General features: G+C 45.3%; 23 protein-coding genes. 6 read left to right on the top strand and 17 right to left on the bottom strand.

The features are described 5' to 3' along the window. Nucleotides 1–21: 21 nt before the first annotated feature. From NSQ50_RS18615 to NSQ50_RS18650, 8 genes are all read right to left on the bottom strand, one after another. Nucleotides 22–408, bottom strand: a complete 387-nt coding sequence (locus NSQ50_RS18615; protein WP_038571990.1) for a YraN family protein — start codon at nucleotides 406–408, stop codon at nucleotides 22–24. Next, on the bottom strand, nucleotides 405–707 hold the full coding sequence (locus tag NSQ50_RS18620; protein ID WP_038571992.1) for an EscU/YscU/HrcU family type III secretion system export apparatus switch protein: 303 nt from the start codon (nucleotides 705–707) through the stop codon (nucleotides 405–407). Before NSQ50_RS18620 ends, NSQ50_RS18615 begins: the two co-directional genes overlap by 4 nt. After that, on the bottom strand, nucleotides 704–2,893 hold the full coding sequence (locus NSQ50_RS18625) for a hypothetical protein (protein WP_076100361.1): 2,190 nt from the start codon (nucleotides 2,891–2,893) through the stop codon (nucleotides 704–706). Before NSQ50_RS18625 ends, NSQ50_RS18620 begins: the two co-directional genes overlap by 4 nt. Nucleotides 2,894–3,010: 117 nt before the next feature. Beyond that, complete coding sequence (locus tag NSQ50_RS18630) at nucleotides 3,011–3,622, bottom strand: ribonuclease HII (protein WP_076100429.1); 612 nt, start codon at nucleotides 3,620–3,622, stop codon at nucleotides 3,011–3,013. A gap of 188 nt (nucleotides 3,623–3,810) precedes the next feature. Continuing rightward, complete coding sequence (gene ylqF, locus NSQ50_RS18635; protein WP_036688587.1) at nucleotides 3,811–4,671, bottom strand: ribosome biogenesis GTPase YlqF; 861 nt, start codon at nucleotides 4,669–4,671, stop codon at nucleotides 3,811–3,813. Nucleotides 4,672–4,700: 29 nt separating this feature from the next. After that, nucleotides 4,701–5,309, bottom strand: a complete 609-nt coding sequence (gene lepB / locus NSQ50_RS18640; protein WP_036688589.1) for a signal peptidase I — start codon at nucleotides 5,307–5,309, stop codon at nucleotides 4,701–4,703. A gap of 298 nt (nucleotides 5,310–5,607) precedes the next feature. After that, entirely contained in the window at nucleotides 5,608–5,952 is a 345-nt protein-coding gene (gene rplS, locus NSQ50_RS18645) for a 50S ribosomal protein L19 (RefSeq protein WP_036688590.1), read from the bottom strand. Between the two features lie 147 nt (nucleotides 5,953–6,099). After that, the gene (locus NSQ50_RS18650; protein WP_038571998.1) at nucleotides 6,100–6,390 is read right to left on the bottom strand and encodes a hypothetical protein; all 291 of its coding nucleotides are present in this window, start codon (nucleotides 6,388–6,390) and stop codon (nucleotides 6,100–6,102) included. Nucleotides 6,391–6,802: 412 nt separating this feature from the next. Here NSQ50_RS18650 and NSQ50_RS18655 point away from each other — a divergent pair, with 412 nt between their 5' ends. After that, nucleotides 6,803–7,753, top strand: coding sequence for a hypothetical protein (locus NSQ50_RS18655; protein WP_038572002.1), 951 nt, complete (start codon nucleotides 6,803–6,805; stop codon nucleotides 7,751–7,753). Between the two features lie 59 nt (nucleotides 7,754–7,812). Here the strand turns inward: NSQ50_RS18655 and NSQ50_RS18660 are convergent, their stop codons facing one another. Then, on the bottom strand, nucleotides 7,813–8,043 hold the full coding sequence (locus NSQ50_RS18660) for a hypothetical protein (RefSeq protein ID WP_036688596.1): 231 nt from the start codon (nucleotides 8,041–8,043) through the stop codon (nucleotides 7,813–7,815). 205 nt (nucleotides 8,044–8,248) lie between these two features. Between NSQ50_RS18660 and NSQ50_RS18665 the strand changes: the two genes are divergently transcribed. Then, nucleotides 8,249–8,425, top strand: a complete 177-nt coding sequence (locus NSQ50_RS18665; RefSeq protein WP_155288145.1) for a hypothetical protein — start codon at nucleotides 8,249–8,251, stop codon at nucleotides 8,423–8,425. Between the two features lie 604 nt (nucleotides 8,426–9,029). On the opposite strand, the gene trmD is transcribed toward NSQ50_RS18665, so the two are convergent. The 8 genes from trmD to NSQ50_RS18705 all read right to left on the bottom strand — a co-directional run bounded on the left by trmD (nucleotide 9,030) and on the right by NSQ50_RS18705 (nucleotide 15,152). Next, nucleotides 9,030–9,821, bottom strand: a complete 792-nt coding sequence (gene trmD / locus NSQ50_RS18670) for a tRNA (guanosine(37)-N1)-methyltransferase TrmD (protein ID WP_076100428.1) — start codon at nucleotides 9,819–9,821, stop codon at nucleotides 9,030–9,032. Further along, nucleotides 9,821–10,345 carry a ribosome maturation factor RimM gene (gene rimM / locus NSQ50_RS18675; RefSeq protein WP_076223182.1) on the bottom strand — a complete coding sequence of 175 codons (525 nt, stop codon included), beginning with the start codon at nucleotides 10,343–10,345 and terminating at the stop codon, nucleotides 9,821–9,823. The genes trmD and rimM overlap by 1 nt, the downstream gene beginning before the upstream one ends. Before the next feature lie 89 nt (nucleotides 10,346–10,434). After that, a complete protein-coding gene (locus tag NSQ50_RS18680) occupies nucleotides 10,435–10,665 on the bottom strand; it encodes a KH domain-containing protein (protein WP_036688600.1) in 231 nt (76 codons plus the stop codon). 22 nt (nucleotides 10,666–10,687) lie between these two features. Then, nucleotides 10,688–10,960 (bottom strand): 30S ribosomal protein S16, encoded by a 273-nt coding sequence (gene rpsP, locus NSQ50_RS18685; protein ID WP_036688604.1) that lies wholly within the window; start codon nucleotides 10,958–10,960, stop codon nucleotides 10,688–10,690. A 54-nt stretch (nucleotides 10,961–11,014) separates the two neighbouring features. Then, on the bottom strand, nucleotides 11,015–12,403 hold the full coding sequence (ffh, locus tag NSQ50_RS18690) for a signal recognition particle protein (RefSeq protein WP_036688607.1): 1,389 nt from the start codon (nucleotides 12,401–12,403) through the stop codon (nucleotides 11,015–11,017). 21 nt (nucleotides 12,404–12,424) lie between these two features. After that, nucleotides 12,425–12,781, bottom strand: a complete 357-nt coding sequence (gene ylxM / locus NSQ50_RS18695) for a YlxM family DNA-binding protein (protein WP_036688609.1) — start codon at nucleotides 12,779–12,781, stop codon at nucleotides 12,425–12,427. A gap of 149 nt (nucleotides 12,782–12,930) precedes the next feature. Beyond that, nucleotides 12,931–13,578: a PAQR family membrane homeostasis protein TrhA gene (gene trhA / locus NSQ50_RS18700; RefSeq protein WP_036688612.1), complete on the bottom strand. Its 648-nt coding sequence runs from the start codon at nucleotides 13,576–13,578 to the stop codon at nucleotides 12,931–12,933. 56 nt (nucleotides 13,579–13,634) lie between these two features. Further along, entirely contained in the window at nucleotides 13,635–15,152 is a 1,518-nt protein-coding gene (locus NSQ50_RS18705) for a carboxypeptidase M32 (RefSeq protein ID WP_036688614.1), read from the bottom strand. A 163-nt stretch (nucleotides 15,153–15,315) separates the two neighbouring features. Between NSQ50_RS18705 and NSQ50_RS18710 the strand changes: the two genes are divergently transcribed. From NSQ50_RS18710 to NSQ50_RS18725, 4 genes are all read left to right on the top strand, one after another. After that, nucleotides 15,316–15,657, top strand: a complete 342-nt coding sequence (locus tag NSQ50_RS18710; protein WP_036688616.1) for an iron-sulfur cluster biosynthesis family protein — start codon at nucleotides 15,316–15,318, stop codon at nucleotides 15,655–15,657. A 14-nt stretch (nucleotides 15,658–15,671) separates the two neighbouring features. Then, on the top strand, nucleotides 15,672–16,232 hold the full coding sequence (locus NSQ50_RS18715; protein ID WP_036688619.1) for a beta-class carbonic anhydrase: 561 nt from the start codon (nucleotides 15,672–15,674) through the stop codon (nucleotides 16,230–16,232). Nucleotides 16,233–16,406: 174 nt separating this feature from the next. Further along, a complete protein-coding gene (locus tag NSQ50_RS18720; RefSeq protein WP_076100426.1) occupies nucleotides 16,407–16,838 on the top strand; it encodes a hypothetical protein in 432 nt (143 codons plus the stop codon). Between the two features lie 8 nt (nucleotides 16,839–16,846). After that, entirely contained in the window at nucleotides 16,847–17,131 is a 285-nt protein-coding gene (locus NSQ50_RS18725; RefSeq protein WP_036689115.1) for a YxcD family protein, read from the top strand. Nucleotides 17,132–17,144 lie beyond the last annotated feature (13 nt).

A 17,144-nucleotide genomic window follows, 5' to 3' on the forward strand; every position in this document is an offset into this window, starting at 1 on the left:
CATGAGAAAAGTGAGTTACTCTTAAAACGCCTCGCGAATATGACTAAGTGAAGCTAGGCTAAGATCGTCATTTAACAAGACGCTAATTACATCAAAAGAAACCCGCCGTTCCTCATAACCCTTCATATGCAAATAAACCTGTGTTGTATTCCGAACCTGGTTTATTTTGCGAGCATTCACCGATTCTTCTGGAGTTCCCTGAAGCAGCTCTCCACTGCGGCTACGAACTTCGACAACAACAATACAGTCTTCACGCTCCGCAATGATATCAAGCTCTCCAGTACGACAACGCCAATTCCGTTCCAATATCATATATCCACTAGAAGATAGGTACTGCACAGCTCCGTTCTCTGCAGCAGTTCCTTTCTCTTTGCGGTTATAGTGTTTTCTTACATATGGCTCTTTCATTCTTGTCCCCGTTCACCAGCAGAACGATCGCTTTGATACACAAAGCTGAGGATTTCCGCCACCAGCTGATAGAGCTCAGACGGAATCTGTTGGTCCAGATCAAGCTTTGAAAGAACCTCCACGAGGGCTGCATCTTCCTGAACAGCAACCCCGCTCTCCTTAGCCTTTTGCAGAATAAGGTCTGCTATCGCGCCTTGTCCCTTGGCTACTACGACAGGAGCCTCGTTTTGTCCGGGACTATATTTGAGAGCGACCGCTTTTTTGAGCCCTTGTGAAATTGGCTGTACAGGCTCATTCATATACGGTAATCCACTCCTTTGTAAGCCTCAGGAACATAATCAACAAACTTATTAGTATTGGAACCAGCAAGCTCTTTAGGTAAATTCAATTCTGGCAAGGGTTCGGTTCTTAAACCTGATAATTGATAACCGATGGATTCTACTGCAGTTTTTATATCATCACGCCGCGTCTCCAGCAGCTCAAGCACCCACGGATGATCATTATGAAGCTTAAGACTAACGATTCGATCTACAACCTGCACGTCTACCAATGTCTGCCCTAGCTGCTTCATGTCCAAATCGAACCATAATCGACAGTTAGCTGCATCCAACTCCCCTTTGCGGCCCCGCCTGGACTGGATATGAACCGATGCAGTTTCCTGCCCATCTGGACCTTGCAGCGGCAAGAACAGTGTAACCTGCGCGAAGGGAGCAGTCCGGTCTGTATTCAGCAGCAGCTGTTGGCCTGTCAGCTGCTGCACTAGCCCGCTCGCGGCATCTTTTACCGCGGGCGGCACCTCGCTGCTGCTCATAAGCTGCAGCAGCACGCCCTTCAACGTGTCGGCAGCTTGCTCCCCGCCGACACTGCCTAGCGCGGCTGCAGCTGTCCCCGCTGCCGCTCGCGCCGTCTCCGCGGCCGGCAAAGCACCGCCGCGCACGGCCTGCTGCTCGTGCTCCGCACCGAGCAGCTTCAACACCCGCCCCACCCACGACTCCGCATCCGCGGGTGGGGCGGTGTCTGGCTGCACCGGCGAAGCCGCAGCAGCCGTGGTCTCCCCGCGCGGCGCTGCCGGCGCGGGGGCAGGATCTTGTCCCGCCGCGTCAGCGGGCGGAACGTTCGCGAGCTGCGGCATGCTGCCGCGCAGCTCGGTGAGCACGCCCTGCAGCTTCGCGAGCAGGGCAGCCCCGCTAAGCGCAGCAGCTTGGCTTGCTGCACCAGCTTGGTTTGCCGCAGCAGCTTGGCTATCTGCACCAGCTGATCCAGTGGCGCTTGTATTCGCGCCACTGACACTGCCCTGCGCTCTATCTTTATTTAGACTCATTTCATTGCCATGAGTTTCGCTCCCATTAGAACTATTTTGATTGTTTACAATCCCGTCCCCTTGCGTGTTAGCGGCACTACTCTGAGTCCCGGCAGCAATCGTAGAAGTTGTCTTCCCAGCCAAAGGTTCACCAGTATTTCCACTCTTCAAGAGCTGAACAACCTCACCAGCCTCTTCGGGCACCAGTGGCTTGGCAGTTACAATACCGGTTTCATTCTCAGGAGCTTCAGCTGTACTCGCAGCTGCACTTCCCGATATTTCTGATTTCACTGAATTCAAAGGAATTGCAGGTTCGTCAGAAATAACTCCGGCTCCCATTGCCCCTCCCGTTGCAGCAGCACTTCCGCTTGTAGTAGTAACACCAGTGCTACCTTCAGCAGGTTTACTTACAGGTTGTCCAGTCCCTTTAACCGCCACCTGGTCCATTTCCGCATCAGCATCACCTGCTGATACCGCTTCCCCGTTAATCACAGCGCCTGTACCTGTCGTTACAGGAGCATTCAGCTTTCCGGTTTGGGTACCCATTTCAGCTTTAGCTTCAGCTGTTGTTGTTTCTTCACCGGCGACTTGACCTGCCCAAATCGTAATCTGTTCTTCGAGCGCTGACAAAAGCTGATGAAGCTGCGGACCAAAAACCGCCTGCTGCAATCCTTTCACACTTTCAGGGGTAACCGGCAGGCCCCGCTTTACAGAAATGACAGCTGCATCAAGCCACTCTGAGGTCGGCACGCCCGCAGGTTTCGCACTCATTACAGCATCCAGAATCGCCGCTGTCTCTTTGGTAAGCGGAATACCACCCGACTGCATCGCCAACACAATTTCCCGACCCGCTTTGGAGTCAGTAAGCCCAAGCGATTCCAACGCCTCGCCCATGTTTTGCGGCGTAGCTAACACCATTTCGCCGAGGGAGACCGGCTTCAATACGGGCAATCCGCCTTCTCCGGGTGCTCCAACCTGCAAGTTCAGGGTCTCTCCTGGCAGTAGTGGTGTTTCCAACTCCGCACGAACAGGTGTACCTTGAATCTGCACAACGGCTTCTTTTCCCGAATCCGATACAGACAAAACAACACCACGTACAACTTGCCCTTCTTTTAATTCCAAAGACTTGGCCGCTCCCGGTTTATTATCCCCGAGCAATCCGCGGATCAATGTTCCGATATTCATACCGTTTCTCCTCCCTCCATTTTCTCTCTTCTTACTATATCGGTATTAATCCGACTTTTTTGAGCGGTGAATTTATCCAAGCTCAAGCGCCTTTGGCGTCTTTTATATTCTGATATTTTAAAAAAGGGTTTGCTGTTCAGCAAGAATCTTCCCAATAAAGCTGCGCCGATGCATAGGTGTCGGACCTAACGCCGTAATTTGTTCCCTGTGAAGCTTGGTCGCATAACCTTTATGTATCGCAATCCCATAATCAGGGTATAATTCCTCCCACACCCCTTCACACAGTCTATCTCTTGTTACTTTAGCTATAATCGAAGCTGCCGCAATGGACTGGCTGTTAGCATCCCCTTTTATGATCGCCTGCTGCGGCAACGGAAGATCTACTTTTTCAGCATCGATTAACATATAGTCCGGGGTATGACTAAGACCTTCTACCGCTTTTTTCATCGCCAGACGAGAAGCCTGCTTAATATTAATTTCATCAATCATGCGGGAATCCACATAACCTACACCAATAGCTATCGCCTGCTCCATAATAATCTCGAATAAGGCATCTCTTTTTTTCGCTGTAAGCTTCTTAGAGTCGTTGACGCCATCAATAATAAGCCCTTCCGGCAAAATCACCGCTGCTGCAACAACATCCCCAAACAAACAACCTCTGCCTACTTCATCTACGCCGGCTATACGGCGATAAGACTGTTCCCAGCCCTCTTTTTCATAGCTCAACATATCTATCGTACTCACGAATCTGTCACCGCCAATTATAATTTATTCTATAAACTACATAAGTCAGCTTACCATAGTAAAGCTCACATGGTCATGTACAAATAACCACTCCAATTTGATCCAAATCGGCAAAAAAAAGAGCCCCCGAAAAATTCCGGATGGCTCTTCCATACCCATTCATTTAAACGCCTTTAAGGTGTTTCCAGCGTAAAACGACCAAGCTTACCTGCCCGCAGCTCATGCAGCAAAGCACGTGAAGCTTTTTCCAGATCAACACGTCCACCGCTAATCAGACAACCGCGTTTGCGGCCCACGGCTTCCATAACTGCGACGATCTCATCAGGGTTCTCAAGATCCTCAGGAAGCTTCTCAATACCAAAGCGTTCTTGAAATCTGGAACCATAATCCTTCACCAAATACTTCACTGCATAAAAAGCAATGTCCTCAATGTTCAGGATTTCTTCTTTGATCGCACCCGTCACTGCCAAGCGGTAACCCACGTCTTGATCCTCAAACTTCGGCCATAAGATACCAGGAGTATCCAGAAGCTCCAGATTACCTCCTGTTTTAATCCACTGCTGGCCCTTAGTAACCCCCGGGCGGTCACCCGTAGCAGCGATACTCTTACCAGCCATTCGATTAATCAGCGTTGATTTACCGACGTTAGGAATACCGACGATCAATGCGCGCATAGCTCGTGGGTTCATTCCTCTTGCGATCTGCCGATCAATTTTTTCCTTCAGCAGCAGCTTGACCTGCTCCGGAATCTCCTTGACGCCTGTTCCAGTAGATGCATCCACAGGATGGGCAACATGCCCTTGTTCCTTAAAGTAAGCCAGCCACTTCCGAGTAATTTCCGGATCCGCCAGATCCGCTTTGTTCAAAATAATTAATCTCGGCTTGTCCCGCAAAATATCGTCAATCATCGGATTGCGGCTGGAAAGCGGCAGACGGGAATCGAGCAACTCTATAACAACATCAATCAGCTTCAGCTTATCCTCGATTTGCCGCCTAGCCTTCGTCATATGACCAGGAAACCAATGAATGGCCATTGCCGTCACCTCCTTTGACTTCTGTCAACTTAATGGTTAATCAGTGTAATATCTTTTATCGGCCAGAAGATTAAATCTGCACGACCCACAATATCACCCAGCGGCACATAGCCAATCATCCGGCTGTCTGTACTATCCGAGCGATTATCCCCCATAACGAAAATATGTCCTTCTGGTACAGTACCATCCGTGAATTTTTCATTTGGGAAATCTTTATTATTATACAGAGCGTTGTTACTATGCGCAGCATCAATAGCGCCTTGGATGTAAGTCTCGTTAACAACCTCACCGTTAACTGTAACTACATCTCCTTCTACTTTCACAGTATCTCCAGCCACACCAATTACACGTTTAATAAAATCTCTGCCTTCAGATGGCACGTGGAATACAATAACCTCACCCCGCTGCGGTGATCTTATATCGTATAAAATTTCATTAACGATAACACGTTCTCCCGTATGGAAATTAGGCTGCATGGAAGGTCCATCTACAATAAAAGGCTTGAATAAAAGCCAGCGAATCAGTATAACCAGAACTAAAGCAATCGCAATGGCCTTGACCCATTCCAGCACTTCATTTTTCTGTTTACGTGGGTTCTGCTCGCTTGATTCCAAAGTTTCGCTTTGTTCCTGCTGCATAGTTCACCGTCCTCTCTTAATACTACTCTTACTATACAACACAAAAAAACTCCTGCCAAAAACCCCTCCACAGATACTCCTTCAGGAGGCCTTTTCGGAGAAGCTTATCCCCAAGCGTATATGTCACACGCATTGTATACCAAGCTAAAACGCCCTCAGCGTCCTTTTAAGGACGGTAAGCGTTTATGCGAGAAATTTAAGAATAATGTATAACGTAAAACTTATGCTTTTCTTATATTTTCAAAAAAAAATAAAGCGAAAGGGGCTTGAACTCAAGCCCCTCTCCTCTGTCACTATTCTAGCGACGAATTTCTTTAATTCTCGCTGCTTTACCACGTAGTTCACGAAGGTAATAAAGCTTAGCACGACGCACTTTACCACGACGAGCCACTTCGATTTTTTCGAGTTTAGGCGAGTTGATTGGGAATGTTCTTTCCACACCAACACCGTAAGAAATTTTACGAACCGTAAAAGTCTCACTGATTCCACCGCCACGACGTTTGATTACAACGCCTTCGAACAACTGGATACGCTCACGAGTTCCCTCGATAACTTTTACATGCACCTTCAAAGTGTCACCCGGACGAAAACTAGGGATATCTTTACGAAGTTGCTCTTGCGTAATAGCTTGTAGGATATTCATTAAGGACTTCCTCCTTCCGTACAGGTGTTCTTGCCTCTTCCGGAGAGATCTAAGCTCTCCCTCATTATCCGCAGCGGACCACCGTATTCCACACAACAGAGTTAATAATATCATAAAGGACGGGCTAATACAACTTATTTTTCTATTTTATAACGGCAACATATCTCTTTTTTTTGCCTTAGACTGGCAGTCTTTACACAAGCCGACCACGGTTCCGTTGTCTTGAGCATAGAAGATCAACTTTCCATTCTTCTTCTTGCAAGAAGAGCAAGGCTGCTCCCCTGGACTCTGTTTGGCTTTGCGATGACTGTCCATTGAGATCACATTACTGCTAGTGGTGCGCAAAGGATTGCTTGAGCTGCTTGTTTTCTTTTTCTGAGCTATATAATACACAACACCCAGCGCTAGCAAGGCAAGCAAAATAACTACATATTGCATCTGGCTCCCTCCGCTCTTCATGATTTAATTGAGGTAAGAAAATAAAAAGACCGCCCTGTGATGCAAGTAAGGCAACGGTCTATATCGTATTCGCAAACTAGCCCTAGCACATCTCACTTTAAAAAGCGCTTTTCAGTAGCTGCTGAAGATTATATATGAGAGCATCTTCGCTCTTTTTATATGTATCCTTACCCATTTTAATGTCAGCGTAAGATCTATATTACATTTTAGCACAATTGAAATTTGAAGTGTAGTGAACACTTTTTAAATACCTAGTCTTTGGTCCAGTATATTAACCCGTCTACAGCCGTTTTTACAATAAATCCCCGTAGGCTATACTTACAGAAGTACGTACATAACGTAGCGCTTAGGGAAAAACACATATACCCAAAAATAAGGAGGATTTTATTCAATGAAAAAGAGTAATACAACTAGCGTAATGGCAGCTGTAGCCGTCTTGTCCATCGTACTTCTGGCAGGATGCACAGAGTTACCGGGTAGGCAATCCGCTAATAACGAACTAGGAAAGAATATTACTGAAGATGTGCAGCAAAATATTGGTGAGGCTGTGAAGCAAGAGTTAGGTAAAGCCGCTGCAAGCGTGGAGCAAGCCGTTCAGGATACAGCTACCAAGGTGGTCGACGAAGTTAAAGCAAACAGCATTAGCAAAGAACTATCCTTATCAAAAGAGATCGGCTCTGCTTCAGTGCTTAGCATGAACAATGCAGTGGGAGAAATTGAAGTTACATCAACTACGGGTGATCAAATTAATGTAAGTGCAACAATCTTAGCGCATAACGGCTCTGCCCATAAAGCTGACCGTCAGAAAATCTTGGATGACGCTGAGATTTCAATAGACGTTAGTGGCGATACTTTGAAGGTATCTACAAATTCCAAATCAAATCCGAAGAAGGATTTATGGACTTGGGCTCAAGATAAATACGGCTATTCGGATTTTAGTATTAACTATACTATAGAGATCCCCACCAGTATGGATGAATATCAAATCACCAATAATGTCGGACAAATTCGTCTCCGCAATCTGGACGGAAACTACCGCATCGTCAGCAACGTTGGTGCTATTGATATCGAAGGAGCGAACATCACCGGTAAGTCCACTCTAGAGTCTAATACAGGAAGCATACGCATGGATATAGCCGGAATGAAGAGTGATAGCCGCCTTAAAGCGACAACAAATGTGGGTAGCCTCAATGCTGTTCTAGCCGATGGCGTGAAATGTAGCTTGGTGGCTAAAAGTGATCTAGGCCAGATCACCGGGGTTGAGGGTGGCAAACGTGATGTTAACGGAGGAGGTCCATTGTTGTCCTTAAGCTCTGATATAGGCGCAATTACAGTAGAGTAACCAACCACTAATAAACAGACCGTCCGGATGAGCGGACGGTCTGTTTTTACATCATCATATCAGATTAAGGCAATAGCCAACAGCGTGAACAAGCTGAGAGTTAAAATATTGTCAGCAGCATAAGGGTAACCAAAAAATGCAGAAGTCTGCACAGGTCCATTGGATCCTGTTCTTAAGTAAACATTATATCTGTCCACATCTGTAATCACACCTTCATGCTGTCTGCCATCAGTAGTCAGGATACGTACCCTTCTATTCTTACAACGTAAGCAATTATAATAAGCCTCCACTAGTGTACTCCTCCTCATTCGTAATGATATACTCTATGGTGAGGAGTACAGGTCGGTAACGGCTAAGTTACATAGGTCATTTGTTTGGATCGATATTTACTTTCCGTTCTCTGCATTTTTTGTATTCCCAAAGGTTATATATAAGGAAAGACATATTTTCGGCTTGTTATCCGTACCATCCTATCCATTCAAGGAGGCCAATCGAATGAATGTAGCACGTAAACAGTTTATTAAGGAAGGCGTACTGCGTATTACCATCTTTATTATTTTATCATCGCTTACCTATACCGTTCGCAACTATGCATGGGCAGTTACTGTTCTCGTATGTTTTGCGCTTTACGCTCTACTTACAGGAGTATATCGCCTCTTTCGCAAAGAGTAGAATGCGCCTCCACGAATTTTTATAGTTAACCAAACACCCCCTTTCCAAAGAATTTTTAATTTTCCTTGAAGAGGGGGTGTTTACATTCTGATCAGAGTCACAGGGTTTGACCTCTCTTAGCAGGAACAATAAAACCATTAGATGTAGTGAACTTTCGTTCGCTATACTCTAATGGTTTTATTGGACTTGCTTATTCATACTTAATTATTAATCTTATATGTTCAAGCTTTAAAGGGCGAATGGGAATTACGATTTGCGATTTGTATAATAATCGATAATATCATTCACGGTGCGGAGCGGCTCCGCTTCTTTGTGGATCGTGTCCACGCTAGGCTTGAATTCTTCACGCGTCTTCGTAGTCACTTCAGTTCATTCCTTTCAATAGTTAAGCTTGCTGCATCGTAAGCTGCATATAGTATTACGCCACCTCTATCTATTACCCCAAATAGAAGAGTTCAACGCACCTATGCTCATTTGTTTTGGAAATTACGCAAAAAAAATACGAGATTATAGCCCTTCTTATATTTAAGTAAACATAACAAAAACGCCTCCTTAACGTAAGATACGTTAAAAAGACGTAAAATATGCCTGTTTTATTAAAATTTTACTCCGGCTTGATTTCATTTTTCAGACGTTCCAGTGTTTTCTTGTCTTTCAACGTTAGTTCTGCACTTTCGAGCAAATCAGGTCTACGTTCAAGTGTACGCTGTAACGCTTGCTCTCTCCGCCATACTTCGATGTTGGCATGATGGCCACTCAGCAACATATCTGGTACCTTCCAGCCGCGAAATTCAGCGGGTCGAGTGTAGTGAGGATATTCCAACAGCCCTGTACTGAACGAATCCGTGATCGCAGAGGTTTCATTTCCAAGCGCTCCTGGCTGTAGCCGAACTACTGAATCAATAACCGTCAGTGCCGGTAATTCTCCACCTGTTAACACGTAATCGCCAATCGACAGTTCATCTGTAACCAGATGCTCCCGTATCCGCTCATCGTAGCCCTCATAATGACCACATATAAAGATTAGATGCTGCTCTTGTGCCAGTTCCTCAGCAATCTTCTGATTATACGTCTTTCCTTGCGGGCACATAAGAATGATGCGCGGCTTCACAGAGGAAGGCGTCGGGACTGCAGATTCAGAACCATTCTCCAAAGGACTAGCCTCGATCCCCAATACATGTTCTACCGCTGCAAAGATCGGGTCAGGCTTCAGTACCATGCCCCCACCCCCGCCATACGGTGTATCATCCACACTGTTGTGCTTATTGCCTGAGAAATCACGAAAGTTCACAGCATTCAAAGATACAATCCCTTTTTCGCGTGCCTTACCAAGAATACTTGTGCTAAATACGCCTTCGCACATCTCCGGAAAGAGCGTTAGCACATCAATTCTGATCATGGCAATAGTCCTTCCATCAAGTGAACAGTAATTCGTTTGGCCTCAATGTCGACGTTCAGCACTACATCGTTAATTACAGGGATAAGGATGTCTTGACCTTTAGCAGGCTTAACAACCCAAACGTCATTTGCACCTGGCTGTAAAATTTCCGTAATTGTGCCAAGCGGTTCACTTCCAGCATCATCCGTATAAACTTCACAGCCAACGATTTGGTGGAAGTAATATTCGTTCTCTGGCAGATCAACCAGATCTTTACTTGGCACCTTAAGCAAACTTCCCTTATACTTTTCCACTTCGTTAATATTGGTATATCCCTTAAGCTTAACGATAAACATACCCTTATGCTCTCGAGCGGATTCTACAGTCACTTCGAATTTTGCACTGCCATCCGCAGGGATGACGAACAGCTTCTTATCTTTAGCGAAACGAACCTCAGGAAAATCGGTATGGGATAATACTTTAATCTCCCCGCGAATTCCATGTGTATTCACAAGCCGGCCTACGGTTAATTCTTCCGTCATATAACCCTCTCCTCTACAAGCTTCATCTATATATTTGAACAAAAAGGAGCCGGGATATACTATCCCTAGCCCCTCATTGTACGCATTATTTAAGATAAAATATCTACAGTTACGCGTTTATCGCTCTTGACTGCTGCAGATGTGACTACTGTACGGAGCGCCTTGGCGATCCTGCCTTGCTTGCCGATGACCTTTCCTACATCATCTGGATGTACGGACAGCTCATAGACAATCAAGTGTTCTTTCTCCACTGCCCGTACCGTCACATCTTCTGGATGATCCACTAAAGCCTTAGCAATTACTCCAACTAATTCTTCCATAGAGGACCCTCGCAATCAGTCATTATTTCTGTTGCTTAAGCTCATGAAACTTCTTCATCACGCCTGCTTTGGAAAGCAAGTTGCGGACGGTATCAGATGCTTGCGCACCTGTTTGAAGCCATTTAAGAGCTTTTTCCTCATCGATCTTAACTACTGCCGGTTGTTCAATCGGATTATAATAACCGATTTCCTCGATAAAACGACCGTCACGAGGGGACCGGGAATCGGAAACCACTACACGATAGAAAGGCGCTTTATGCGCTCCCATTCTTTTTAGACGAATACGTACTGCCACGAAAAATCACCTCCTTATAATAGTTTCCAACATTAGTTGGACAGACATTCAAGATCATTTAAAAGGGAATTTCAGCCCTTTTCCACCACCAAGACCTTTAAGCTGCTTCATGGCATTTTTCTTGGAGGCTTTGCCGCCTCCGCCCATCATGCCGGAGAATTGCTTCATCATCTTACGCATCTCATCAAATTGTTTGATGAGGCGGTTGACCTCAGCGACTGAGGTTCCGCTGCCGGTTGCAATACGCTTGCGGCGGTTATGGTTAATGATCTCAGGCTGTTGCTTCTCCGCCTTAGTCATAGAATGAACTATGGCTTCAACGCGTCCCATTTGCTTATCGTCGACCTTTAAATCTTTAATGCCCTTGGCTTTGTTCATACCCGGGAGCATATCAAGAATTTGATCGATAGGACCTAGCTTCTTCACCTGATCCATTTGCTCAAGAAAATCATCGAACGTAAACTCTGCATTACGCATCTTACGTTCCATTTCTTTAGCCTTGTCAGTATCAATATTCGCCTGGGCTTTCTCAATCAACGACAGCATGTCGCCCATACCCAGAATCCGCGAAGCCATACGTTCCGGATGGAACGGCTCCAGCGCGTCGATCTTCTCCCCTAAAGCGGCGAATTTGATCGGGCAACCGGTAACAGCTTTTACTGACAGTGCAGCACCACCACGGCTGTCGCCGTCGAGTTTCGTCAATACGACCCCTGTAAGCTCAAGCTGCTTATTAAAGCTCTCGGCTACATTCACGGCGTCTTGACCCGTCATAGCATCTACTACAAGAAGTACTTCATCAGGATTTACAACATTGTGAATCTGCTTGAGTTCTTCCATTAGTTCTTCATCAATATGCAGACGGCCTGCAGTATCGATAATAACATAATCCAGTCCGTTATCCTTCGCATGTTGTACGGCTTGTCTGGCAATTTCTACCGGACTAGTCTGATCACCCAGCGAGAATACCGGAACCTTAATCTGTTCTCCCAGCACTTGCAGCTGCTTGATAGCAGCAGGCCGGTAAATATCTCCCGCAACCAGGAGCGGACGATGATTGCCCTTCTGTAACAGCTTAGCTAGCTTACCCGAAGTGGTTGTCTTACCAGCCCCTTGTAGACCCGCCATCATAATGACGGTCGGTGGCTTGTTCGACTTGGCCAGCTTCGCTTGGCTTCCGCCCATCAGCTCGGTTAGTTCCTTGTTGACGATGTCGATAATTACCATGCCAGGCGTAAAGCTGTCCATGACTTCCTTGCCGATGGACTTTTCTTTCACCTTAGCCACGAATTCTTTAACTACCTTGAAGTTAACATCGGCTTCCAGAAGGGCTAACCGCACTTCACGCATAGCTTCGTTTACGTCTTCTTCGGATACTTTACCTTTACCGCGTAGCTTGCTGAACACATTCTGCAATCTTCCGGTTAAACCCTCAAACGCCATATGCAGATTTCTCCCTTCGTGCTACTCTAACCTCTGCAAGCGATCCACGATCTCCGCGAACCGAAGTTTATATTGCTCAGGCAGCATCCCATTCTCCGGCAGTCTGCGCAGCTCTTCTAAATATTTAGTACGACTCTCATGTTTCACTAATAGTCCAAGTTTTTCTTCATAATTCTCAAGGACTTGCTCAGCCCGCTTAATATGCTCATAAACAGCTTGGCGGCTGATTTCAAATTCAGCGGCGATTTCTCCCAAGGAAAAATCATCGTGAAAATAATATTTAAGAAACGTTTGCTGCTTATCTGTAAGCAGTCGTTCATAGAAGGCAAAAAGCAAATTGATACGATTCGTTTTCTCGAGCCTATTCTCCTGACTCATTAAGGACAACCCCTTCGTCAAGGAAAAACACTTTACACCTTCACAACGTCCCTTATGATACCTAAAAGAAAGAGAGATGTCAAGCACTTTTGCTTGTCATCTCTTTCTTTATTAAAAATCCATATTTTCCGCGATAAATCCGCTTGAAATTATTGGATTGGCAGTACATAAATCAATATGGCGAAGAAATGTGTGACACTGCCTGCAAGAACAAATACATGCCAGATCGCGTGATGGAACGGAAACCCTCTCCACACATAAAAAACTGTGCCTAGAGTATAAAGCACTCCGCCAGCCATCAGCAGAATCATACCACCGTCCGCTACCACTGCTGAAAGAGGATTCCAGGCGATAACAATCAGCCAACCCATAGCAATGTAGAACACCGTAGACATGAACAAGAACTTTTTAACAAAAAACGCTTTGAAGAAAACGCCAAATACTGCGATTCCCCATATAACACCAAATAAACTCCAGCCAAGTGTTCCCCGAATAGCTACTAGCAAAAAGGGTGTATACGTGCCTGCGATAAACAGATAAATAGAGGAGTGATCGAAAAATTCGAACAAATCCTTCGCCTTGCCCTCTTTGAGACTATGCACAAGTGTTGAATTGAGATACAGAAGCAGCATTGTCGTTCCATAAATGGAGAAGCTGACTACATGCCATGCCGTTCCTTTCAGACTTGCAAAAACAACAAGCAGGACAAGTGCAGCGACGCTTAATACAGCTCCGATCCCGTGCGTAATCGCATTCGCGACTTCTTCTCTCCGGGTGTAGGTGTGAGTATTTGCCATATCCATATCCTTCCGTCTAAGCTTTCTTTCTATTATACCACGCGGACCTCACTGGATTACAGTTTGTAAATCTCCGTGTATTTCTCCTCCAAATAATCAGCCAGATAATCTGGACTGAGCGGCTCACCTGTTACTTGTTCGATAATTTGCGAAGGGGTCAGACTTTTTCCGAAACGGTAGATTTTTTCTGTTAACCATTCTTTAATCGGCAAAAGATTTCCCGCAGCAATCAATTCATCGTAGTTCGGCAGCTCCTTGCGGAGTGTATTCAAAATTTGGGCAGCATACATATTTCCCAAAGAGTAGGATGCAAAATATCCGAAGTCTCCACCGGACCAGTGCACGTCCTGCAATACACCAAGCGCATCATTAGGCGGTGTAATACCTAAATATTCTTGATATTTAGCATTCCATACCTGAGGCAGATCTTTGACAGATAGACCTTCATTAAAAATAAGCTTTTCGATCTCGTAACGCACAATAATGTGCAGATTGTATGTAAGCTCATCTGCTTCAATTCGGATGAATGAATTTTCCACACTGTTAATAGCCCGGTAGAAATCCTCTACATCTACATTAGCAAGCTGCTCTGGGAAATGCTGCTGCAAATCACCGTAATAACGTTGCCAGAACGCACGGCTGCGGCCGATCATATTCTCCCATAGTCTCGACTGAGATTCATGAATCCCCATCGATGCGCCTTGAGCCAGTGGTGTTCCCACTAAATCTTGGCTGATATTTTGTTCGTAAAGCGCATGTCCACCTTCATGCAGTGAGCTGAAGACGGCGCTAGTCACGTTATCAAGTAAATAAGCGGTCGTAATACGAACGTCACCTGGATTCAGCCCTGTAGCAAAAGGATGCACACTCTCATCCAAGCGGCCTGCGTCGAAGTCATAGCCCATTTGTTTCAGAATAAAGTTACCAAACTTTTGTTGCTGCTCTTTAGGGAAAATCTGCTGCAAGAAGCTGGTATCAGGTTTATTAGGTGAAGCAGCGATAGCTTCCACTAACGGAACCAAGCGGCTGCGGAGGCGACTGAACACTTCATCCACCTTCTCTACCGTGAGATCAGGCTCATACATATCTAGTAGCGTATCGTAACGTGTGCCATTTACACCCCAATAATCGATGAACTCTTGTTTCAGAGCTACGATTTTGCTCAAATAAGGTTCAAATGTAGCAAAGTCATTGTTCTCCTTAGCTTCTTCCCAGATCGTTTGGGAATGAGCAGACAGGACAGCGTACTCTTCGAATCTTTTGGAAGGAATACTCTTACTGCGCTCATACTCTTTGCGGCAATCGTTGACGATCTTTTGTTGATTAGCTGTAAGCTGGCTCAACACTTCTGGACGGCTGAAAAATGCTGTAAAGTCACCCATCTCCTGTGAAATCTCAAGTCTGAACAATTCTCCACTCAGCATCCCAATCGTACCGGAACGAACTTCTACTCCCTTACGCGGTGCACCTGTGCGCAAATCCCAGTGCATTAATTCTATGGCCTCTGAATATCCACTAATTTTTGCCAATAACTCGCTGAATTGTTCCCATCGTTCCTTTACTTGTTGTTCCATTCTACTCCACCTGCTTTCTCTGTTTTACAGACTCCTCTTGATGATACTTTTTTGAATGAGTATAATCAACTTCAGAGATTACATCTCTAATTTTAAATATTTAATGAGTTACATAAGAAGCAGAGCATGCTTCGAACAAAAATCAAGGAGCGTGAACAGGGCTATGATGATTCAAGTTACACCTCTCGCAGAAAGGAAGTTGAAGGAAAGGCTTGGAGATCAGCCAGGATTTTTCAAGCTCTTTTATGATACGGTAGGCTGCGGGTGTGACGGAATTAATGTGTTACTGATTGTTTCAGAAGTGGAGCAAGGCGATTCTAGGATAGAGACGAATTCTCTTCCCTTTATCGTAAGCCGGCAACAGGAAATCTTTTATGAAGACAAGATGCGACTCGATGCAGAGGAACGTTTCTCTTCCTATAAGCTGGTCAGTGATTCTCAGATTTATGGCAACAATATCATGGTAAGAGATATGCGCAACGTAAGTACAATTCAAGGATTTTAAGGGAGGAAGCTAATATGAGCCACGTATCAGAAATTATTAACTTTAATAAAAGTTTTGTAGAGAATAAGGACTATGAAGCTTATTTAACCAGTCGTTATCCTGACAAAAAAATGCTGATCATCACCTGTATGGACACTAGACTCGTTGAATTATTGCCGAAAGCCATGAATTTCAAAAACGGTGATGTCAAAATTATCAAAAATGCTGGTGCGGTTATTTCTCAGCCTTTCGGTAGTGTTATGCGTAGTGTAATGGTAGCTCTGTATGAACTAGATGCTGAAGAAGTAATCGTGGTTGGACACTATGAATGCGGCATGGCTTCCCTCAATGCGGACCATATGATCAATTCCATTAAAGAACGTGGCGTATCTGAAGAAGTGCTGTCTACACTGGAGAATTCCGGAATCAAACTTACAAAATGGCTGCGTGGGTTTGACAATGTCGAAGAAGGGGTAATTCAAACTGTGGACCTGATTAAACGTCATCCACTGCTTCCCCCTAATGTACCTATCCATGGCATGATCATCGATCCGGCAACCGGAGCGCTTGAGCTTGTCGCTGATGGGTATAAGTAACGAATGACGACTCTCTAACTGCTGTTTGCGTGGATCCTGGATCCACGCTTTTTTTGTGCATAAAAGTATAAATTATGATAAATAAAATTGAAACCTTGTGGGGCAAGTCTGCGTATTACCGACCATACACAAAAATTCATGCTCACAGGAGGGTTTTCGTACTAAATGAAACCAATGAAACGCGTAATGATGATTCTAATGGCCTTCACTCTATTTTTTGCAGTGGCTGCTCCAGACTTTGCCGATGCACGTCGAGGTGGCGGCGGTTTCAAATCCGGCACTCGCAGCTATTCAACAACTCCAAAAAAATCAACAACAACAAATAACATCAAAAAAAGTGACAGCACTAAAAGCTCCACAGCAGGATCTGCTGCTAATACGAAACGTGGATTCTTCAGCGGCGGCAGCTTAATGAAGGGCATGATGATCGGTGGTTTGGCCGGATTATTATTCGGTGGAATGTTTGGTGGAATGGGAGCTTTTGGTGACTTTCTAGGCTTTGCCGTTAATATGTTAGCTATCTATGTACTGGTTATGCTCGTGATGTCCTTCTTCCGTCGTAGAAAAGAACGTCGCCGCTTAGAAGAACAGGATGGTCGTTACTAATGTCTACAATCGTTCTAAGCATGGATGAGATCATCAATGCCCTCTGTCTGCACATGGCGGAACGAAAGGCTGTTCGCCCAGAGGATGTTCAGGTGGAACTGAGCTGGGAAGAAGATACCGGTTACTCTGCAGAGGTTTGGGTACAGGGCCGCAGTCAATTTCTAGTGGAGTCCAATATGATTGAAGCGATCCTGCGTTACATGCTCAGCGAATATGGTGTTCGCGCCTATCGTGAAGATGTAAGACTGGACCTGGATGAGGAAATCACAGCGATTGTAAATACAGGGAACTAATAATAGTAAAAGG

The sequence above is a fragment of the Paenibacillus sp. FSL R10-2788 genome (assembly GCF_038003885.1).
Taxonomy (GTDB): domain Bacteria; phylum Bacillota; class Bacilli; order Paenibacillales; family Paenibacillaceae; genus Paenibacillus_AQ; species Paenibacillus_AQ odorifer.